This is a genomic window from Dinoroseobacter shibae DFL 12 = DSM 16493 (assembly GCF_000018145.1).
GTDB lineage: Bacteria > Pseudomonadota > Alphaproteobacteria > Rhodobacterales > Rhodobacteraceae > Dinoroseobacter > Dinoroseobacter shibae.
Map to the genome: position 1 here is coordinate 1,910,626 of NC_009952.1, position 19,400 is coordinate 1,930,025.

The window sequence follows — 19,400 nt, forward strand, 5'->3', positions numbered from 1 at the left end:
AAAGTTATGCTTTGAACGGGGGCCGGGATTTGCGCAGGGCCTGTTTGACGACGATCTTGCCGTCGCGCAGGGTGAAGAGGTCCGCACCCTGTGCCTCGACGCGCATGCCGTCGGCATCGGTCCCCGAGAAGGTCCATTCCGACACCGCGCGGTCGCCATGCACGAAATGGCTGTGGTGGTCCCAATGGGCGTCCGACATGGAGCCCCAGACCCCGGAGAAGGCCTTGGCGATCGCCTCGGCGCCATCGATGCGGGTGCCGTGGGCCTCGTTGCCGCCGACGGTGTAGAACACGCAATCGTCGGCGAAATGGGTCATCACGCCGTCGATGTCATGCCGGTTGAAGGCATCGAAGGTCTCGGACAGGTCCTGGGCGGTCAGTGTCTTGGTCATCGGTGATACTCCTGTTATTGGGGGCTAGGCGCTCGGGGCGGTATCGCGATACGGGACCACGAGCGTCGGAATGGTGGATCGGCGCAGAACGCGTTTCGCGACGGTGCCGAGGAAGGTGTGCGAGAAGCCGTGTTCATGGGCCCCCAGCACGATCAGGTCGCATTCCAGTTCGGTCGCCCGGCGCAGGATGACCTCGGCCGGGTGGCCATCGACCAGCTCGATCGACGCCACCTGGTTCTGGATGTCGCGGTCTTCCTCGCTGACATGGGCCCAGAATTCGCGCTGGCGCTCGGCCATGACAGTCTTGAGATGGGCATGCCGGGCCTTGTCGGCGGTTTCGCTGGATCCGGTGGTCTGCATGTAGAGTTGCAGCGCGATCCGGGTCTCGTCGCTCATCGGCTGGACCGCGTGCACCAGGTGCAGCTTGGCGCCGGTCACCGCCGCCAGGTTGGCCGCGTGGCACATGGTATAGGCCGAGTGCTTGGACAGGTCGGTCGCGCACAGGATGTGGGTGATCATCTGTTTCATGGGAAACTCCAATTCCGACCGGGGTCAGTAGCCGAGAAGCCGCGGTAGCCAGAGCGTGATTTCGGGGACGAAGGCGATGATGAAGATCGCGACCGTGTTGATGAAGGCGAAGGGCAGTGCCGCGACCGAGATCCGCTCGATCGAGATGTTCGAGATGCCCGAGGCGATGAACAGGTTCTCCCCCAGGGGCGGGGTCTGGAACCCGATTCCGAGACAGCACACCATGACCACACCGAAATGGATCGGGTCGATGCCGACGCTGTAGGCCACCGGCAGCATCACCGGCACCAGGATCAGGATGGTGGCCAGCGTTTCCATGAACATGCCGACAAACAGCAGGAACAGGATCACCAGCGTCCAGATGATGTAGATGTTGTCGGTGATCGACAGCATGCCATTGGCGATCACGGCGGGGATCTGGTTTTCCACCAGCAGCCGCCCGAAAACGGTCGCGGTGAACATGATCAGCAGCACCCGCCCGGTCAGCCAGGTCGTGGTCTCCAGCGCGGTGAAGAGCTTCTGCCAGCTCAACTCGCGGTAGATGACCGTGCCCACCACCAGCGTGTAGAAGATCGCCACGATGGCCGCCTCGGTCGGCGTGAAGAAGCCCGAATAGATGCCGCCCAGGATCACCAGCGGCGCCATGAGCGCCCAGAAGCCGCGATACAACTCGCACCAGATCTGGCGCGCGGACCAGCCCTCGGCGGAGCCCTTGTAGCCGTGCTTCTTGGCCAGGATGTAGTTCATCAGCAGCAGGCTGCCGGCGATCAGGAAGGCAGGCATGAAGCCGGCGATGAACAGTTTCGGGATCGACACGGTCTGGAAGGTGCCGAATTTCTCCACCGCTTCGGGCGGCGCGGGCATGCCGAGCGCGGCGATGCCGAAGATGATGAGCGGAATCGAGGGCGGGATCACGATGCCCAGGCCGCCCGACGACGCGGTGATGGCCGAGGAATAGCTGCGCCCGTAGCCGCGCTGGATCATCGCCGGGATCATCAGCATGCCGACGGCCGCCGTCGTCGCGGGCCCGGAGCCCGAGATCGCCCCGAAGAACAGGCAGGCGAACACGGTTGCCGCGGACATGCCGCCGGTGAAGGGCCCCGCGAAGCTCTCGGCCACGTTGATCAGCCGCCGCGACAGTCCGGATGCCTCCATCAGGGCGCCCGCCAGGATGAAGGCCGGCAGGGCCATCAGCGGGAAGGAGCCCACCGAGGTGAAGGCGATCTGCACGAACTTGATCGGGTTCTCGCCGAGATAGAGGAAGGAGATCAGCGTGGAGACCCCGAGCGCGACCGTGATCGGTGCGCCGATCAGCAACAGCGTCAGGAACCCGCCGAACAGGATCAGGATGATTTCGCTTTCCATTAGTTCTGCTCCTCATCGCGGCGCGGCTTGCGTGCGGCGTCGTCGGTTCCAGCGCGGACTTCGTCGAGGTCGATGGCGTCGGGATCGCGCAAATCCTCGCCCAGAACGATCTTGCGGTAATTCACCTGCAGAACCCGGAACGTCATCAGCGAGAACGCGATGGGCAGCACGATGTAGACCCAGCTGAGGTGGAACCCCATGGTCTGGGACGACTGGAACCGGTTCATCTTGTTGAAGATGAAATCGATCGCCAGGTAGACGAAATAGACGTTGAAGAAGATCCAGAAGAGATCGGCAAACGCCTCGATATACTTGATTTTGCGCGGTGGCAGGAACTTGAACTGAAAGGTGACGCGGTTATGCGCGCCCATCTTGGCGGCATAGCTGGCCCCGAAGAACACGAACCAGACGAACATGTAGATCGACAGCTCTTCGACCCACGAGAACGAGAAGTCGAACAGTGTCCGGACGATCACCTGCAGGAACAGCAGGCAAACGAAGATCGCCAGCAAGGTCCGACAGATGTAGCTCTCGATATTGTCGACGATGTGCCAGAATTTGGTCATGGTCCCCTCCCACTCGGCTGAGACAGGCGCCCGGGGGCGCCTGTCATGCTTTCGGCGTCCGACTTATTCGGTGACGGGATCGCGGCCGATCTCGGCCAGGACGGCATTCATCTTCTCGATGCCGCCGATGCTGTCGTAGAATTTCGGCCAGACGGCCTCGGTCGCGAGCGTGATGAACTCTTCCTCGTTGTTCACCGGATCCATGATCTCCATGCCCTTTTCGATGAGCAGTTCCTTGATCTCGGCTTCCTTCTCGCGGAGGAACTGGGACGAGGCGGCCGTGGCGCGCTTGCCGGCTTCGAGAACGATCTCCTGGTCTTCGGCGGAGAGTTCCTGAAACACCTGCTCGGAGATGATCAGCGGCTCGATCGAGAAGATGTAGCGCAGGTTCGTGACGTACTTCTGTACCTCGTAGAACTTCATCGCGTTGATGGTGATGTAGGGATTGTCCTGGCCATCGACGACCTGGGTCTGCAGGCCGGCGAAGGTCTCGGACCATGCCATCGGCGTCGGGCTGATGCCCCAGGCCTTGTAGGTGTCGATCATGATCTCGTTCTTGGGAACGCGGATCACCAACCCCTGCAGGTCGGCGACCGAGGTGACCGGCTGCTTGGAGTTGGTCAGGCGCCGGAAGCCGGTGTAGGTCCAGGCAATGATGCGCACGCCTGCGTCGTTGATGGTGTTCTCGGTCAGCTCTGCGCCGATCGGACCCTGGGTCAGCTTCTCGGCATCTTCGAGGCTGAGGATGACATAGGGCAGCGAGAACACGCCCACGGTGGGCGAGAAGGGCGTGACGTTGTTGATGGCCAGGATCGACATGTCGAGCGTGCCGATGGCGGCCTCGTTGACGGTGTCCTGCTCGGAGCCGAGCTGTCCGTTCAGGAACAGGGTTCCGGTGTGCTCACCGCCCGAAAGTTCTTCGAGGGCTTCGACGAAGGCGAGACCGGTGGCCTCCTGGCTGCTGCCGCCGCTGTCACCGACGGCGATCTTGAAGTTCTTTGCATCGGCCACGCCCATGCTCATGATGGTCGCGGTCAGTGCAATTGCCGCACTGGACGTCATCCGGGAAAGAAATGTCATATGGTCCTCCATTTTTGGCTGCGCCTTGGCGCATCGCTTGCAGGAAATGCGTCATGTCCTCCCCCCAAGCTGTGGGCTGGTTAAGGCGAATCCCGGACTCGACGTTAGGGCCAGAAATTTTATTGACTTAGACCAGTTCGGCTAACATGCTGAGCCATGGCCAAACCTCGTATCGCGGCGGATGTCTTCTTTCTCGACCGGACGACCAACAGACCGCTGCAAACCCAGATTCGCGAAACCGTCGTGGCGTCGATCCTGTCCAAGCAGGCGTTGCCGGGGGCGCTGATGCCGTCCTCGCGCAAGCTGGCCGCGCATCTCGGGGTCGCGCGGATGACCGTCACCCTGGCCTTTCAGGAGCTGGTCTCGCAGGGCTATCTCGAAGCCCACAGCCGCAGCGGCTACCGTGTGGCCGACACCGAGACCCTGTCGCTGCTGCCCGTGGGGACCGAGGCCGAACCGGTCGACAACAGTGCGCTTTGGCGCAACGTGCTGTCGGAGAACCTGCGCGCCCGGCGCCGGGTGATCAAGCCGAAGGACTGGCGCGCCCTGCCCTACCCGTTCGTTTTCGGCGAGATGGACACCAGCCTGTTCAATCACACCGCCTGGCGCGAATGCGTCCGGCAGGCGATGGGCACGCGGGATTTCGACCTGATGGCCAGCAACGAGGCCACCGACGACCCGCTCCTGGTCGACTACATCCTGTCGCGGATGTTGCCGCGGCGGGGGATCACGGCCACGCGCGACCAGGTGCTGATCACCGTTGGGGCGCAGAATGCCCTGTGGCTGGCGATCGAGCTTCTGACCCGCGCGCCGCTGAAGGCGATCTGCGAGAACCCGTGCTATCCCGACACGCTGCAGGCGCTGCGCTGGTGCGGGGCGGAGGTCACGACGGTGGATGTGGACCGCGACGGGCTGGTGCCGCAGGACATTCCCGCGGGCACCCAGGCGGTGTTCGTCACCCCCAGCCACCATGCCCCCACGGGCGCCACGCTGACGCGGGCACGGCGCGAACGGCTGCTGGAGATGGCGCAGGCGCGCGATTTCATCGTCGTGGAGGACGATTACGAGTTCGAGATGAGCTTTCTCGAACCGCCGAGCCCGGCGCTGAAGGCGATGGACCGGCATCAGCGCGTGCTCTATGCGGGCAGCTTTTCCAAGGCGATGTTTCCGGGGCTGCGGCTGGGCTACCTGGTTGGTCCGGCGCCGGTGATCGCCGAGGCGAAGGAGTTGCGCACGATGATGCTGCGCCATCCGCCCGGGCATCTGCAGCGCACGGCGGCCTATTTCCTGGCGCAGGGTCACTACGATCTGCTCATGCGCGACATGCGGCGGGAGTTCGCCAAGCGCCGCATGGCCGCGGTGGAGGCGTTGGACGGAACCGCCCTGGAGATGGTGGGTGCGGCCCGGTTCGGGGGCACGAGCCTGTGGATCAAGGCGCCGGACGGGGTCGATACCGTGGCGCTGGGTCAAGCGCTGCTGCGCGACGGCGTGGTGATCGAGCCGGGTGCGCCGTTCTTCAGCGGCCCGGACCAACCGACGGAATTCTTCCGGCTGGGCTATTCCTCGATCCCGGCGGACCGGATCGCCGAAGGGATCCGCCGGATCGACGCCAAGGTTGCGGAGTTCTGCTAGGCTGCGGACGCATGGATTTCCGCGTGGCAGCGCGAGGCGCGTTTTGAGAACGAGCGGTGAGCATGTGGACCCTTCTGGCCGACGCAGGTGCGTCTGCTCCCCTTGCGCCCGAAGTCCCACGGCCATCCTCGCGGTGATGAGGGGTATGTGCGTTCGGGCATTTTTCAGCCGCGAAGGCTTGGGGCGGCGGGACGCGCCCGGAGGATCGATTGCGGCCTCTGGAAAACGGGGCGCCGGAGAGACACGTTCTGGCACAGACCGGAGGGCATAGACGGGACGGATGCGCCGCCCGACGGCCACGCCGCCTCGCGCCGCTGGTTTTCGCCCCCTGCGCAGGGATCCCCCGCGCACAAATCCAGGGCCAGCCTGCGCGACGGATCCGCCCGCCCAGCGAGGAGTGTTGAGCCGGGGAACGTATCAGGTGTGGATGGTGCGGGTGAAGGGACTCGAACCCCCACGCCTTGCGGCGCCAGAACCTAAATCTGGTGCGTCTACCAGTTCCGCCACACCCGCGATGGGCGGCTCTTAGCAAACCGCGGCCGCCTTTCAAAGGGGCATTTGCAGCCGTCCGGGTTTCGTGCCAGTAACAAATTAAGAATTGTGATGTATCCCTCGAAACAGATGCTTGTATGCGCGTCCGCAGCGGGAAACAGCGCCGTGTGTCAGTGAGAGTAGCAAGATGGAAACCTACCAGATCTGGGCGCTGGCCGCCGATCAGGTCCTCGTGCAAGAGGGGGTGACCGGCAGCGATGGTGTGCCTGTCCCCGGGACCGCGGTGCCCGACGGGTTGTCGGGCGGTAACCAAGGCGCGGGACGCCATCTGCCGGACCGATTCATCACGCTGCAGAGCAACGGCTGGGTGCCGATCTCGATCCGCGATAACGAGGGGGATGTGAACTTCGCCGACAATGACGGCACGCAGGCCCTTGCCGCGACCACCCAGTTCGGCGGTACGCAGTACGCCCCCGGGCGGCGGGTGGAGGCCGAGTATACCCTGCAGGTCACTGACGGTACCGACACCTACACCATCATCGGCTTCAACATTCGCGAGCCGGATTCCGAGTTCAACAACTCCTTCGGCAGCACCGAAGGGCTGGCCTTCATCGGGACTTTTCCACCCGTGGGCGTGCCGCTGCGGGTGATCAGCGCCTCCGAAGGTCCGGGCAGGACCGCGACACCGGCTGCCACCTACGCCACCCCGCCTTGCTTCACCCCGGGGACCCTGATCGAGGTGCCCGGTGGCACCTGCCCGGTGGAGGCATTGCAGGTGGGCGATCTGGTGCTGACCCGCGATGATGGGGCGCAGCCGGTGCGCTGGGTCGGGTCCGCGCGGATCGACAGCGCGAAGCTTGCCGGCAACCCACGCTTCCGGCCCATCCTGCTGCGCGCGGGCGCGCTGGGGCCGGGGCGGCCGGCGCGGGACATGCGCGTGTCGCGGCAGCACCGGGTGTTGTTGGAGGATTGGCGCGCGGACCTGCTGTTTGGCAGCGCGCAGGTGCTGGCGGCGGCGGCGCATCTGGTGAACGACGACACCATCGTGCAGGTCTACGACCTGGAGCCGGTCACCTATCATCATTTCATGTTCGATCGGCACCAGATCGTGCGCGCGGACGGGATCTGGGCCGAGAGCCTGCGCCCCGGCCCCGCGATCCTGTCGACCCTGGGCCGCGCCGCCCAAGAGGAGCTGTTCGAGATCTTCCCGGAACTGCGCGAGGCCGAGGATGCCCCCTTCCCCGCTGCAAGGCCGCTCCTGCGGGATTGGGAAACCGAGGTGCTGCTCAAACCCTGAGCTACGGCGTATCGAGGGCGCGGATCACCTGCGGCAGCATCTCCGGCAGGTCCTCGGCGATCAGGCCCGGACCGAAGGCGCGGGCGGCCTCGACATGAAGCCAGGCGCCGGTCTCGGCAGCCTCCTGGGGGGGAAGCCCGCGCGCCAGAAGCCCCGTGATCATCCCGGCCAGCACATCGCCGGACCCGGCGGTCGCCAGCCAGGGGGCCGCGCGCGCATAGGCCGCCGCGTTGATCGCACAGCGCCCGTCCGGCGACGCGATGACCGTATCGGGCCCCTTGTAGTGCACCGTACAGCCCGCCCGCGCCGCCGCCGCCCGGGTGGCATCAACTTTGGAGTAGGCCGGACCCCTGGTGGCAGGGGCAGCGAGTTTCTCGGCGATATCCGGAAAGAGCCGCGCGAACTCGCCGCCATGGGGGGTCAGCACCGTGTGCGGATGCAGGTCGCGGAACAGGGCATCGGGCGCCTCGGCAAAGGCACTGAGCGCGTCCGCGTCCAGCACGGTCGCCCGCCCCGCAGCCAGCGCGGTCGCCACCAGCGCCCGGGTCTCCGCCCCGATGCCCAGACCGGGCCCGAGGCACAGGGTGGTCAGCCGCGCATCCTCCAGCGCCGCGGCCAGCCCCTCGGCCCCGTCGCAGCGCCGCAGCATGATCGCGGTCAGTTGCGTGGCGCATTCCATCATCGCCGCGCCCGGCGCGCCCACCGTCACCAGCCCAGCGCCGACCCGCAACGCCCCCCGCGCCGCAAGGCGCGCGGCACCCGAACGCCCCATCGGCCCGGACAGTACCAGCGCATGCCCATGGCCATATTTGTGATCCTCCGCACCCTTGGCCAGCGCCCGCGCCGCGGGGGCTCCGACCGCATGAACGCCGTCCTCCGCCCGCGCGGGCGGCGTCCGGTCGAGGCCGATACCCGCCACGACGGTCTTGCCGCAGAGCGCCGGCCCATCGCCGAGCCAATGGCCGCATTTGCAGGCATGAAATGTCACGGTCAGGTCGGCAGGCAGCGCGGTCCCGAGAATGCGGCCGCTGTCCGAACAGAGCCCGCTGGGCAGATCGACCGCCACCGCACGGGTTGCATCCGCCCGCAACTGTGCGCGCACCGCGGGCGCGGCGAAGACCGTGAAAGGCCCGGTGAAGGGCCGCCCCAGCCCCGTCCCGAAAAGCGCATCGACCAGCAGGTCGACCCGTTCGGGCACGGCGAGGCTGTCGTCCTGCGGCGGCGCAGAGTCGATCGCATGCACCGTCACCGGGCCGAGCGCGCACCACCGGTCGTGATTTGCCCGCGCGTCGGGCGGCAGCTTCTCGGGATCGCCGTAGAGACACACCTCCACCGCCCAGCCCCAGCCGTACAACAAGCGCGCGATCACGAACCCGTCGCCGCCATTGTTGCCCGGCCCGCAGAGCACCAGCGCGCGGCGCGGGGCCGCCGCCAGATCCGGCCATTGGGCAAAGACCGCCTCGACCACGCCGCGCCCGGCGCGCTCCATCAACTCCAGCCCGGTGACCGCGCCACTGTCCATCGCGGCCTGCTCGATGGCCCGCATCCGGGCCGCTGTCAGGAGTTCCGTCATCTTGCCTCACCCAGGAGTTTTCGCCTTGCCCAATTCTTGGGCATGCCGCACAAATCGCAGACAGCGCCCTGCTTTTCAGCGAACGCCACCGGACGGGGACACGCTACCGAATTGTGGAGGAGATTTGAAAGTGTTCTCCACGAAGCCACGGAACGAGAGGGAGTCGGAGGATGAAGAAGATCGAGGCTGTCATCAAGCCATTCAAACTCGATGAAGTGAAGGAAGCCCTCCAAGAGATTGGCGTGCAGGGACTTTCGGTCGTCGAGGTCAAGGGCTTCGGACGCCAGAAGGGACATACCGAGCTCTACCGGGGCGCGGAGTATGTCGTGGACTTCCTCCCGAAGGTGAAAATCGAGGTCGTCCTGCCGGACGATCAGGCGGACGCGGCCATCGAGGCCATCGTCGAGGCCGCCAAGACCGACAAGATCGGCGACGGCAAGATTTTCGTTTCCTCGGTCGAGCAGGCCATCCGTATCCGCACCGGGGAAACCGGCGAAGACGCACTCTGACCGCGGGCGTCAGCCGGGTCCGGGACACAATCACAACACATACAATCGACTGAAAAGGAAAGGTCACATGAGCAAGGACGCTGTTCTCAAGACCATCGCAGACGAGGAAATCGAATATGTCGATATCCGCTTCACGGACCCGCGCGGCAAGCTGCAGCACGTGACGGTGATCGCCGACCAGGTGGATGCCGACTTCCTCGAAGAGGGCTTCATGTTCGACGGCTCCTCGATCGCCGGATGGAAGTCCATCGACCAGTCCGACATGAAACTGATGCCGGACACCAACAGCGCCTATGTCGACCCGTTCTACGCGGAAAAGACCCTGTGCCTGCACTGTTCCATCGTCGAGCCCGACACCGGCGAGGCCTATGACCGCGACCCCCGCGGCACCGCCGAGAAGGCCGAGGCCTATCTGAAATCCTCGGGCATCGGCGACGTGGCCTATTTCGGGCCGGAAGCGGAGTTCTTCCTGTTCGACGACGTGCGCTTCTCGGTCGAGATGAACAAGGTCTCCTTCGAGGTGGACGCACAGGATGCGGCCTGGAACTCGGATGCCGAGTACGAGATGGGCAACATGGGGCATCGGCCCGGCATCAAGGGCGGCTATTTCCCGGTCAACCCGATCGACGCGGCGCAGGATCTGCGCTCGGAAATGCTGTCGACCATGAAGCGCATGGGGATGAAGGTCGACAAGCATCACCACGAGGTGGCGTCCTGCCAGCACGAGCTGGGCCTGATCTTCGGCTCGCTCACCCACCAGGCCGATGAGCTGCAGAAGTACAAGTACGTGATCCACAACGTCGCGCATGCCTATGGCAAGTCGGCGACCTTCATGCCCAAGCCCATCGCGGGCGATAACGGGACCGGCATGCATGTGAACATGTCGATCTGGAAGGACGGCAAGCCGCTCTTCGCGGGCGACAAATATGCCGACCTGAGCCAGGAGGCGCTGTATTTCATCGGTGGCATCCTGAAACACGCCAAGGCACTGAATGCCTTCACCAACCCCTCGACCAACTCCTACAAGCGCCTGATCCCGGGCTTCGAGGCGCCGGTGCTGCGGGCCTATTCCGCGCGCAACCGCTCCGGCTGCGTCCGGATCCCCTGGGCCGAGAGCCCCAAGGCCAAGCGCGTCGAGGCCCGCTTCCCGGACCCGGCGGCCAACCCCTATCTGTGCTTCGCCGCGCTGCTGATGGCCGGTCTCGACGGGATCAAGAACAAGATCGACCCGGGCGAGGCGTCCGACAAGGACCTCTACGACCTGCCCCCCGAGGAGCTGGCCGAGATCCCGACCGTCTGCGCCTCCCTGCGCGAAGCGCTCGATGCGCTGGAGGCGGATCACGAATTCCTGCTGGCGGGCGACGTGTTCACCAAGGACCAGATCGACGGCTATTGCGAGCTGAAATGGGAAGAGGTGTATGCCTACGAGCACACGCCGCACCCGGTGGAATACAAGCTCTATTACAGCTGCTGATCCCGCGGGAGCGGATAGAAAGGGCGCCTTCGGGCGCCCTTTTGCATGGCGCACCGATTGTTTCATCGTGCCCGCGCGTCGTCACCCTTGCGTGACGGGGCTGACACATGGGTTGTTCACGGCACGGCCCGCGCCCATTCTCTGGCTCCAACCACGGAGCTGCCCCATGCCTACCGAAAAGCTGACCTTCACCGGCCATTCCGGCGACACCCTTGCCGCGCGTCTCGACCTGCCCGAGGGCCCGCACCTGGCCACCGCGCTCTTTGCCCATTGCTTCACCTGCTCCAAGGACATCCCCGCCGCGCGCCGGATCGCGCAGCGGCTCGCGGCCATGGGGATCGCGGTTTTGCGGTTCGATTTCACCGGGCTGGGGCATTCGGGGGGCGAGTTCAGGAACACCACGTTTTCGTCCAACGTCGCCGACCTGCGGCTGGCGGCGGAGGCGCTGGCGGCCCGCGGCATGGCGCCCAGCCTGTTGATCGGGCACAGCCTGGGCGGGGCGGCGGTGCTGAAGGCGGTGCGCAGCATTCCGGGGGTCAAGGCGGTGGCGACGATCGGCGCGCCCTTCGATCCCGGGCATGTCACCCATAATTTCGCCGAGGCGCTGGAGACGATCGCGGCGCAGGGCGAGGCCGAGGTGCAGCTGGGCGGGCGGCCCTTCCGGATCCGCAAGGCGTTCGTCGAGGATGTGACGGCCGAGAAACTGGCCCCCGAGATCGCCGCGATGAAGGCCGCCCTTCTGGTGCTGCACGCGCCGCTGGACGCGCAGGTGGGGATCGAGAACGCCACGCAGATCTTCGCGGCCGCGAAACATCCCAAGAGCTTCGTCACCCTCGACGATGCGGACCACCTGATCACCCGCGCTGCGGATGCGGATTACGCCGCCGAAGTGATCGCCGCTTGGGTCGGGCGATACCTGGACCTGCGCCCGCCCGCCCCGCCCCCGGGCGTGCCCGAGGGGATCACCCGGGTGTCGGAGGCCGATCCCGCCGGGTTCCTGCAGGACGTGAGCGCGGGCCCCTCCCATCACATCCAGGCCGATGAGCCGCTGGCCTATGGCGGCACCAATCGCGGGCTGACACCCTACCAGTTGCTGGCCGCCGGGCTGGGCGCCTGCACCTCGATGACCCTGCGGATGTATGCCCGCCAGAAGGGCTGGCCCCTAACCCATGTCTCGGTCGACGTGATGCACGACAAGGTGCACGGCCAGGACGCCAAGGGCGCTCATGACCGCATCGACAGTTTCGTGCGCCGCATCCACCTGGAGGGCGATCTGGACACGGCGCAGCAGGAGCGGCTGCTGGAGATCGCGGACAAGTGCCCGGTGCATCGCACGCTCGAGACCGGCGCACGCATCGTCACCGAACTGGCCGTGCCCGCCTGAGAGAGGTCCTACCGACGCGCGCAGAACCCCAAGGTTCGACATGCGTATTCGCACAAAGCCGAAGACCGCCAAGCGACCGGGCGGTCAAGGTTAACGACCCGGGCTTGGCGCACGCATCCTCTTTCATCTTTGCAAAAATACTCATGGCACGCCGCTGGCCCGGGGTGCCGCGCCGGGATGGTGCGGCCCCGTCAGTCCGCGCGCCGGTAGCGGCTGGTCATTTCGTAATCCTTGCGCGGGCCGCGGACGGTCCAGCGGCTCGTCCAGTCCGGCCAGGCGGAGAAATCGTAGGCAACGTCGTACTGGTCCGGCGCGCAGAAATGGGCCGCCTCCGGCCGTTCGCTCAGCGCGAAGCGGTGAAAGAACGCGCCATCGGCGAAATGCACCGCCACCGTCCCGCCCTCATCGCGCCAATCATAGCTGCGCTGCGCCGCGAAGGCGCCGCCGCGGGCCAGGGTCAAGCTCCCCTCTTCCTCATACAGCAACCCGTCCGGGCTGGGGCTGAACACCGCCGCCCCGTCAAACCGCCCGGACCCGCCCAGCCGGTCCGCGATCTCGCGCGACAGGGACCAGCGGCCCGTGAACTCCGCCAGGCTCAGCACCGCCTGCGACCCCTCTGATCCTTGTTCGTCCTGCCCATGCCCCGTATGACGCCCGCAAACTGTGTCAAACGCAAGGCTCCGCCCATGATCCCCCGCTATTCCCGCCCCGATATGGTCGCCATCTGGTCGCCCGAGACCAAGTTCCGCATCTGGTTCGAGATCGAGGCCCATGCCTGCGACGCCATGGCGGATCTCGGGGTGATCCCGCGCGAGAATGCCGAGGCCGTGTGGAAGGCCCGGGATGTGGAGTTCGACGTGGCCCGCATCGACGAGATCGAAGCGGTGACAAAGCATGACGTGATCGCGTTCCTGACCCATCTGGCCGAACATGTCGGCGCCGAAGAGGCGCGCTTCGTGCACCAGGGCATGACCTCGTCCGATGTGCTCGACACCTGTTTCAACGTGCAGCTGACCCGCGCGGCAGATATTCTTATCAAGGACTTGGAAGACCTTCTTGAAGCTTTGAAGCGCCGCGCGCTGGAACACAAGGACACCGTCCGCATCGGCCGGTCCCACGGCATCCATGCCGAGCCGACCACGATGGGCCTGACCTTCGCGCGGTTCTACGCGGAAATGGACCGCAATCTCAGCCGGATGCGCGACGCCCGGGCCGAGATCGCCACGGGCGCGATTTCGGGCGCGGTCGGCACATTCGCCAATATCGACCCGCGCGTGGAAGAGCATGTCTGCGACAAGCTCGGCCTGGTGCCCGAGCCGATCTCCACCCAGGTGATTCCGCGCGACCGGCACGCGGCCTTCTTCGCCACGCTCGGCGTCGTGGCGTCGTCCATCGAGAATATCGCGGTGGAAATCCGCCACATGCAGCGCACCGAAGTGCTGGAGGGGGCGGAGTTCTTCTCCATGGGGCAGAAGGGCTCCTCGGCCATGCCCCACAAGAAGAACCCGGTGCTGACCGAGAACCTGACGGGGCTGGCGCGCATGGTCCGCTCGGCGGTGATCCCGGCGATGGAAAACGTCGCGCTGTGGCACGAGCGGGATATCTCGCACTCCTCGGTCGAACGCATGATCGGCCCCGATGCGACCATCACGCTGGATTTCGCGCTGGCGCGGCTCACCTCGGTCGTGGACAAGATGCTGATCTTCCCCGAGAACATGCTGGAAAACATGAACAAGTTCCCGGGGCTCGTGATGAGCCAGCGGGTGCTCCTGGCCTTGACCCAGGCCGGCGTGAGCCGCGAGGATGCCTATACCTATGTGCAGCGCAACGCGCTCAAGGTCTGGGAGCATCGGACCGATTTCAAGGCCGAACTGCTGGCCGACCCGGATGTCACCGCTGCCCTCAGCCCCGCCGAGATCGAGGAGAAATTCGACCTAGGCTATCATACCAAGCATGTGGACACGATATTCGCCCGGGTTTTCGGCGACTGAGCGCAAAACGCGCCGCCCTGAAACCGGCATCGCAGAAAAGGCTTTGCAGGCGCGATTTCCGTGCTACCGTTACGGCGTTCAAAAACACGGAGAGACGATATGCGCCTACCCGCGATTTTTACTGCCGCGATCCTGGCCTTCACGCCGGGTCTTGCCCTGGCCGAGTGCAACTGGGGCAAGAAGATGGAACAGACCGTCGCCAGCTGTGCCGAAGGCACGACCTGGGACGCGGCCAGCCAGACCTGCGTGACCGCGATCACCGGCTGAGCCTTGTTGTTTTGGAATTCCGGAAACGGTCCGTTACGGCGGGCCGTTTTCATTTGCAGCCCGCGTCCGGGCGCGGCCCGCAGGCAAGGACGGGGGGATCCGCCATGCGTCTGATATGGATCGCCGCGCTGGCGGCCCTGCCCCTCTCGGCCTTCGCGGCCGGAGGCGAGATTTTCGCACCGCCGGTCAAGACCGACACCACCACCACCTGCACAGGTCCGATGATCTGGGACGCTGCGCTGGAGCGGTGCGTGCGCGCGGACCAGAGCCACCTGTCCGATGACGACCGGCACGACGCCGTGCGCGAGCTGGCCTATGCCGGGGCCTACGACCGGGCGCTCGCGATTTTGGCGCGCTTTGACGATCCGGGCGACGTGCGGGCGCTGACCTACCGGGGGTTCGTGGCGCGCATGACCGGGGACATGCCCGCTGCGATGGACTATTACCTTGCCGCTCTGGCCGCGGATCCCGACTATCACCCGGCGCGGTCCTACATGGCGCAAGGCCTTCTGGCCGCGGGGGACCGCGCCGGGGCGCGGACCGAACTGCGCGAAATCAGGGCCCGTGGCGGGCGGGAGACCTGGGCGGCGTTCTCCCTCGCACAGGCATTGCGCAGCAACAGCGGCTATGCCTACTGAAAAACGCCGCGCCCTAACCGGGCATTAAGGTTCACCTGCCACACCTGACCGGGTGAATGCAGGCGGAGAACCGGGTGAGCACGGCAACAGTTTCAAAACCCGCGGGCGCGGGCCTTGCGCTGACGCGACGGCAGAAGGCGGCCGTGGTGCTGCGGCTCCTGCTCGAGGACGGGCTGGCGCCCGACCTGACCGCGCTGACCGCGCACCAGCAGGCGACCCTTGCGCAGGAGATGGGGCAGCTGAAGCCGATCTCGCGGGACCAGTTGCAGGCCGTGGTGGCGGAATTTGTGAGCGAGCTGGACGACTTGGGCCTGTCTTTCCCCAAGGGGCTCAACGACGCGCTGGAAAAACTCTCGGGCCATATCTCCGAAGACGTCGCGCTGGCCTTGCGAAGGGAGGCCGGGCTGACCGCGCAACGCTCGATCTGGGATATCCTGTCGGAGATGGAGGCCGAGGCGATCGTGCCCCTGATCGACGGCGAAAGCGCCGAGATCTGCGCCGTGATCCTGTCGAAGATCAAGGTCGGCAAGGCCGCTGATGTGCTCGGGCTGTTGCCCGGGGCGCGCGCCCGGCGGATCACCTTCGCGATTTCCCAGACCAGCGGCATCAACCCGATGTTGGTGGACCAGATCGGTGACAGCCTGCGCGTGCGGATCGAAGCGGCCCCGGCGCAGGCCTTCGCCAAGGATCCGGTGGCCCGCCTGGGCGATATCCTGAATTCCTCGGCGGCCGCCACCCGCGACGAGTTGCTGACCGGGCTGGACGAATCCGACGAGGGGTTCGCCAGCAAGGTGCGCAAGGCGATCTTCACCTTCGCCCATATCACCGACCGGGTCAGCGCCAAGGACATTCCGGCGATCACCCGGGAGGTGGATGGCGATGTGCTGGTCCGCGCCCTTGCCGCGGGCGCGGAAGCCTATCCGCAGGTGGTGGAATTCATCCTCGAGAACATGTCCAAGCGCATGGCCGACCAGTTGCGCGACGAGATGGCGGAAATCGGGACCGTGCCCGCCAGGGAAGGCGAGACGGCAATGACCGACGTGGTCATGGCGATCCGCAAACTGGAAGCGGATGGCGAGATCGCCCTGATCGTCGAAGAGGCCTGAGCGGCCCGTTGCACCCCGCGGCGACCGGTCCCAAGGCCCCGCACCCTCTGCCGGAGCAGACGACATTCCACCTCACTCCGGCAGCGCCCGCCGGCGTCCTGGGCGACGGCCGCGCCGTGATATAGCCACCCTCGCAGCGCGCCGTCTTGCGCCCGCGTAGCGGTCGGTCGCCGTCTTTGCCCGAATGACAAACACATTCCGCCGCGCCGAGAACCGCACATCACCGGCGCGCGCGGGAAAAATCCCGGACACAGCCGGGCCAAGGTGACTTTGTCACCGTGCAACCCGGCCCGGAGATGGCAAGAGCGGTGCGAGACCACCGGCACGGTGCCGCGGTCCGGACCCCTCCGGCCAGCCCGTCCCAATCACAAGGAGCCATCCATGCCTTTCCTGAAATCCGTCGCCCTCGCCGCCCTGATCGGCCTCACCTCGACCGTCTCGGCCCTGGCCGAAGGCCCCTCGAAAGTGGTGACCGTAGTGACCTCGCCCGAGCCGCAAACCCAGCTGATGGCCATGGTGCTGACCATGCAGGCTGCACAGCAGGGTGCCGAGGCCCATATCCTGCTCTGCGGCCCGGCGGGCGATCTTGGCCTGCGCGACGCGCCGGCCGGTGCCACCGCCGGCCAGCCGCCCAAGGACATGAGCCCCCAGGGGCTGATGAAGGCGATTCAGGCCAATACGGGCGCCACGGTGGAGGTCTGCGCGATCTATCTGCCCGGGCGCGGTGAAGATGCTTCGGTGCTCCTGGAGGGTGTTGGTGTGGCCAAGCCCGAAGAGATGGCCGCGAAGTTGATGGCGCCCGAGGCGCGTGTTCTCAGCTTCTGAGCCTGGGCCGCCGCGCGGGTCCTCCCAGCGCGCGGCGGCTTTTTTTGCCGGGCACGCCCCCCGTTGCCCACACCCCCGATCCGGCCTAGGCTCGGGCCATGAGCGATACATCTGACCCCCCTTCCCCGCCGCCCCTGACCGCCAAGAGCTGGTTCGACATGGGCGGTGATGCGGCGGGCCCTGTCCTGCCCTCCGAACACGATTTCGCCCTGTGGGAGAAGCGCGTCGATGCGCTGGTCATCCTGTGCCAGGGCAAGGGTTTGTTTTCCGTGGACGGGTTGCGCCGCGCGCTGGAAGACATGGGGCCCGAGGCCTTCGAGAGCCTGAGTTATTACGAACGCTGGGTGATGGCCCTGCGCCGCAACCTCGTCGAGGCTGGCGCCGTCACCCCGGCGGAGATCGCCGCCCGGATCGAAGAGATCCGCGCCCGCGGCGAGACCTATGGCACGGTCACGGGCGGTGACTGAGCGCGCCCCCCTGCCCGACCGCGTGCGGGTCAAGACCTGGATGCCGCCGGGCCATATTCGCACCCCGGCCTATCTGCGCGGCAAGACCGGCGTGATCGAACGCCGCCTGCCCGCCTTTCCCAATCCCGAACTGCTGGCATATCGCCTGCCCGCGCCGGAGGTGCCGCTTTACCGGGTGCGCTTCACCATGGCCGAGGTCTGGGGCGCGCAAGCCCCCCATCCCGAGGACACGCTGGACGCGGAGATCTACGAACACTGGCTGGAGCCTGCCGATGCCCCATGATCACGCCGCCCCGCACCCGCACCGCCCCGACCAGGACGGCCCCCTGACCGAAGCGCAGCTGACCGAGATCGCCCTGCGCGAGTTGCTGATCGAAAAGGGCGTTCTGACCCCGGCGGAGGTCACCGCCCAGGTCACGCAGATGGACGCCCGCAGCCCGGCCAACGGCGCGGCGGTGGTGGCACGAGCCTGGACCGACCCGGCCTTTCGGGCGCGGCTGCTGGCCGACGGCGCCGAGGCCTGCCGCGAAATGGGGTATGATATCGGCACGCTGAACCTGATCGCGGTGGAGAACACGCCAGAGGTCCACAACGTGATCGTCTGCACGCTCTGCTCGTGCTATCCGCGCAACCTGCTGGGCCTGCCGCCCGACTGGTACAAGAGCCGCGCCTACCGGTCCCGCACGGTGAAGGACCCGCGCGGGGTGCTGGCGGAATTCGGCACCGAACTGCCCCGGGGGATGACCGTGCGGGTGCACGATTCGACCGCCGACATGCGCTATATCGTGATCCCGCAGCGGCCCGCAGGCACCGAAACCCTGTCGCCGGAAGCCCTTGCCGCCCTCGTCACACGGGACGGCATGATCGGGGTGACCCGGCTCTGAACGCGCGGTTCATTCCACCCGCGCAGCGGCCACCATCGGCCCGTGGGAGGCCTTCTGCACCAACACCACCGCCGCCTCTCCCGCGGGTTTGGGATGACGCAGATCCTTCTGCGCCCGTCCGTCCCAGGTGCCCAGGGAGACGAATTCCCGCACCGTGTTGGTATAGGTGATGGTCTTGCCCGCGTTCTCGCCGCGCTTGATCTTCACCGTCTCCTTCGGGACATAGCCGACCAGGCTCACGGTCATGGCGCCCCGCGCGTCGCCGGGGCTCAGGCGGATGATCACCGTATCGCCATTCAGCCGGGCCGACACCGTGGCGCCGTCGGGCGCGGCGCGATGCTTCTGCACGGTATTGGCCACATCCATCGGCTTGTACCCGATCACGTGATCGACGCCGCCGATCACCATTTGCGGGGTAAAGATGCTGCGCGCCTTGGCGGCCCGGGCATAGCCGCGCTGCCGCTCGGTGTTCTCGGGGTCGGCGAAGCTGTCCTTCCAGCCGATATAGTCCCAGTAATCCACGTGCAGCGCGAGCGCGATCACGTCCGCGGACTTGTCGAGTTCTGCCAGCAGGGCATCCGCCGGTGGACAGGAGGAACACCCTTGGGAGGTGAACAACTCCACCACAACGGTCTTTTCGTCAGCCGAAGCGGCGGGGGCTGTGACCACGGATGCCGCGGCCCAGAGGGCGAATAGCGTGCCAAGGATGCGCATGTCTGTCCTTCTCTTCCTGCAGCTTATCTAGCCCACGGGGACTGCAACAACCAATCAAGGAATTGCGAGGGGGCCGTGCGCGCGGGCCAGACCGGAACCGGCTTGGGGGTCAGGGCGTTGGTCCTCCGGTACACTGTGGAATACCCACCGCTTGATCCGTTCCGGCAACTGGGTCTATAGCGCAAATAGCGACACCCTTTAACCAGATTGGGGAGCC

At 66.1% G+C, this 19,400-nt stretch carries 21 protein-coding genes and 1 tRNA gene; 13 read left to right on the plus strand and 9 right to left on the minus strand.

What is annotated here, in order from left to right; genetic code table 11:
* Nucleotides 1–4 precede the first annotated feature (4 nt).
* The 5 genes from DSHI_RS09340 to DSHI_RS09360 form a co-directional block, all read right to left on the minus strand.
* Nucleotides 5–391 (minus strand): nuclear transport factor 2 family protein, encoded by a 387-nt coding sequence (locus DSHI_RS09340; protein WP_012178502.1) that lies wholly within the window; start codon nt 389–391, stop codon nt 5–7.
* A gap of 24 nt (nt 392–415) precedes the next feature.
* Nucleotides 416–919 carry a universal stress protein gene (locus DSHI_RS09345; RefSeq protein WP_012178503.1) on the minus strand — a complete coding sequence of 168 codons (504 nt, stop codon included), beginning with the start codon at nt 917–919 and terminating at the stop codon, nt 416–418.
* Between the two features lie 24 nt (nt 920–943).
* Nucleotides 944–2,284 (minus strand): TRAP transporter large permease, encoded by a 1,341-nt coding sequence (locus tag DSHI_RS09350; protein WP_012178504.1) that lies wholly within the window; start codon nt 2,282–2,284, stop codon nt 944–946.
* Nucleotides 2,284–2,850 carry a TRAP transporter small permease gene (locus DSHI_RS09355; protein ID WP_012178505.1) on the minus strand — a complete coding sequence of 189 codons (567 nt, stop codon included), beginning with the start codon at nt 2,848–2,850 and terminating at the stop codon, nt 2,284–2,286. The genes DSHI_RS09350 and DSHI_RS09355 overlap by 1 nt, the downstream gene beginning before the upstream one ends.
* A gap of 63 nt (nt 2,851–2,913) precedes the next feature.
* Nucleotides 2,914–3,930 carry a TRAP transporter substrate-binding protein gene (locus DSHI_RS09360; RefSeq protein WP_012178506.1) on the minus strand — a complete coding sequence of 339 codons (1,017 nt, stop codon included), beginning with the start codon at nt 3,928–3,930 and terminating at the stop codon, nt 2,914–2,916.
* Nucleotides 3,931–4,086: 156 nt separating this feature from the next.
* Between DSHI_RS09360 and pdxR the strand changes: the two genes are divergently transcribed.
* On the plus strand, nt 4,087–5,562 hold the full coding sequence (pdxR, locus tag DSHI_RS09365) for a MocR-like pyridoxine biosynthesis transcription factor PdxR (protein WP_012178507.1): 1,476 nt from the start codon (nt 4,087–4,089) through the stop codon (nt 5,560–5,562).
* A 428-nt stretch (nt 5,563–5,990) separates the two neighbouring features.
* Here pdxR and DSHI_RS09370 read toward each other — a convergent pair.
* A tRNA-Leu gene (locus DSHI_RS09370) sits at nt 5,991–6,075 on the minus strand.
* A 166-nt stretch (nt 6,076–6,241) separates the two neighbouring features.
* On the opposite strand from DSHI_RS09370, the gene DSHI_RS09375 reads away from it, so the two are divergent.
* Entirely contained in the window at nt 6,242–7,351 is a 1,110-nt protein-coding gene (locus DSHI_RS09375) for a Hint domain-containing protein (protein ID WP_012178508.1), read from the plus strand.
* 1 nt (nt 7,352) lies between these two features.
* Here DSHI_RS09375 and DSHI_RS09380 read toward each other — a convergent pair whose 3' ends face one another.
* Complete coding sequence (locus tag DSHI_RS09380) at nt 7,353–8,924, minus strand: bifunctional ADP-dependent NAD(P)H-hydrate dehydratase/NAD(P)H-hydrate epimerase (protein WP_012178509.1); 1,572 nt, start codon at nt 8,922–8,924, stop codon at nt 7,353–7,355.
* A 170-nt stretch (nt 8,925–9,094) separates the two neighbouring features.
* Here DSHI_RS09380 and DSHI_RS09385 point away from each other — a divergent pair, with 170 nt between their 5' ends.
* The 3 genes from DSHI_RS09385 (at nt 9,095) to DSHI_RS09395 (ending at nt 12,291) form a co-directional block, all read left to right on the plus strand.
* Nucleotides 9,095–9,433, plus strand: a complete 339-nt coding sequence (locus DSHI_RS09385; RefSeq protein WP_012178510.1) for a P-II family nitrogen regulator — start codon at nt 9,095–9,097, stop codon at nt 9,431–9,433.
* A 67-nt stretch (nt 9,434–9,500) separates the two neighbouring features.
* Nucleotides 9,501–10,907: a type I glutamate--ammonia ligase gene (gene glnA, locus DSHI_RS09390; RefSeq protein ID WP_012178511.1), complete on the plus strand. Its 1,407-nt coding sequence runs from the start codon at nt 9,501–9,503 to the stop codon at nt 10,905–10,907.
* A 166-nt stretch (nt 10,908–11,073) separates the two neighbouring features.
* Nucleotides 11,074–12,291, plus strand: a complete 1,218-nt coding sequence (locus DSHI_RS09395) for a bifunctional alpha/beta hydrolase/OsmC family protein (RefSeq protein WP_012178512.1) — start codon at nt 11,074–11,076, stop codon at nt 12,289–12,291.
* A 191-nt stretch (nt 12,292–12,482) separates the two neighbouring features.
* On the opposite strand, the gene DSHI_RS09400 is transcribed toward DSHI_RS09395, so the two are convergent.
* A complete protein-coding gene (locus DSHI_RS09400; protein WP_012178513.1) occupies nt 12,483–12,893 on the minus strand; it encodes a DUF6314 family protein in 411 nt (136 codons plus the stop codon).
* A gap of 84 nt (nt 12,894–12,977) precedes the next feature.
* On the opposite strand from DSHI_RS09400, the gene purB reads away from it, so the two are divergent.
* The 8 genes from purB to nthA all read left to right on the plus strand — a co-directional run bounded on the left by purB (nt 12,978) and on the right by nthA (nt 18,469).
* Nucleotides 12,978–14,282 carry an adenylosuccinate lyase gene (gene purB, locus DSHI_RS09405; protein ID WP_044027725.1) on the plus strand — a complete coding sequence of 435 codons (1,305 nt, stop codon included), beginning with the start codon at nt 12,978–12,980 and terminating at the stop codon, nt 14,280–14,282.
* 99 nt (nt 14,283–14,381) lie between these two features.
* Complete coding sequence (locus DSHI_RS22285) at nt 14,382–14,549, plus strand: hypothetical protein (protein WP_012178515.1); 168 nt, start codon at nt 14,382–14,384, stop codon at nt 14,547–14,549.
* Nucleotides 14,550–14,653: 104 nt separating this feature from the next.
* Nucleotides 14,654–15,187 (plus strand): tetratricopeptide repeat protein, encoded by a 534-nt coding sequence (locus tag DSHI_RS09410; protein WP_012178516.1) that lies wholly within the window; start codon nt 14,654–14,656, stop codon nt 15,185–15,187.
* A 74-nt stretch (nt 15,188–15,261) separates the two neighbouring features.
* Complete coding sequence (locus tag DSHI_RS09415; protein WP_245532992.1) at nt 15,262–16,293, plus strand: flagellar motor switch protein FliG; 1,032 nt, start codon at nt 15,262–15,264, stop codon at nt 16,291–16,293.
* 381 nt (nt 16,294–16,674) lie between these two features.
* Nucleotides 16,675–17,118 (plus strand): DsrE family protein, encoded by a 444-nt coding sequence (locus tag DSHI_RS09420; protein WP_012178518.1) that lies wholly within the window; start codon nt 16,675–16,677, stop codon nt 17,116–17,118.
* 98 nt (nt 17,119–17,216) lie between these two features.
* Entirely contained in the window at nt 17,217–17,585 is a 369-nt protein-coding gene (locus DSHI_RS23050) for an SH3-like domain-containing protein (RefSeq protein ID WP_012178519.1), read from the plus strand.
* Nucleotides 17,560–17,868, plus strand: coding sequence for an SH3-like domain-containing protein (locus DSHI_RS23055; protein WP_012178520.1), 309 nt, complete (start codon nt 17,560–17,562; stop codon nt 17,866–17,868). The genes DSHI_RS23050 and DSHI_RS23055 overlap by 26 nt, the downstream gene beginning before the upstream one ends.
* Complete coding sequence (nthA, locus tag DSHI_RS09435) at nt 17,858–18,469, plus strand: nitrile hydratase subunit alpha (protein WP_012178521.1); 612 nt, start codon at nt 17,858–17,860, stop codon at nt 18,467–18,469. The genes DSHI_RS23055 and nthA overlap by 11 nt, the downstream gene beginning before the upstream one ends.
* A 9-nt stretch (nt 18,470–18,478) precedes the next feature.
* Here nthA and DSHI_RS09440 read toward each other — a convergent pair whose 3' ends face one another.
* The gene (locus DSHI_RS09440; RefSeq protein ID WP_012178522.1) at nt 18,479–19,183 is read right to left on the minus strand and encodes a DUF1223 domain-containing protein; all 705 of its coding nucleotides are present in this window, start codon (nt 19,181–19,183) and stop codon (nt 18,479–18,481) included.
* Between the last annotated feature and the right edge of the window lie 217 nt (nt 19,184–19,400).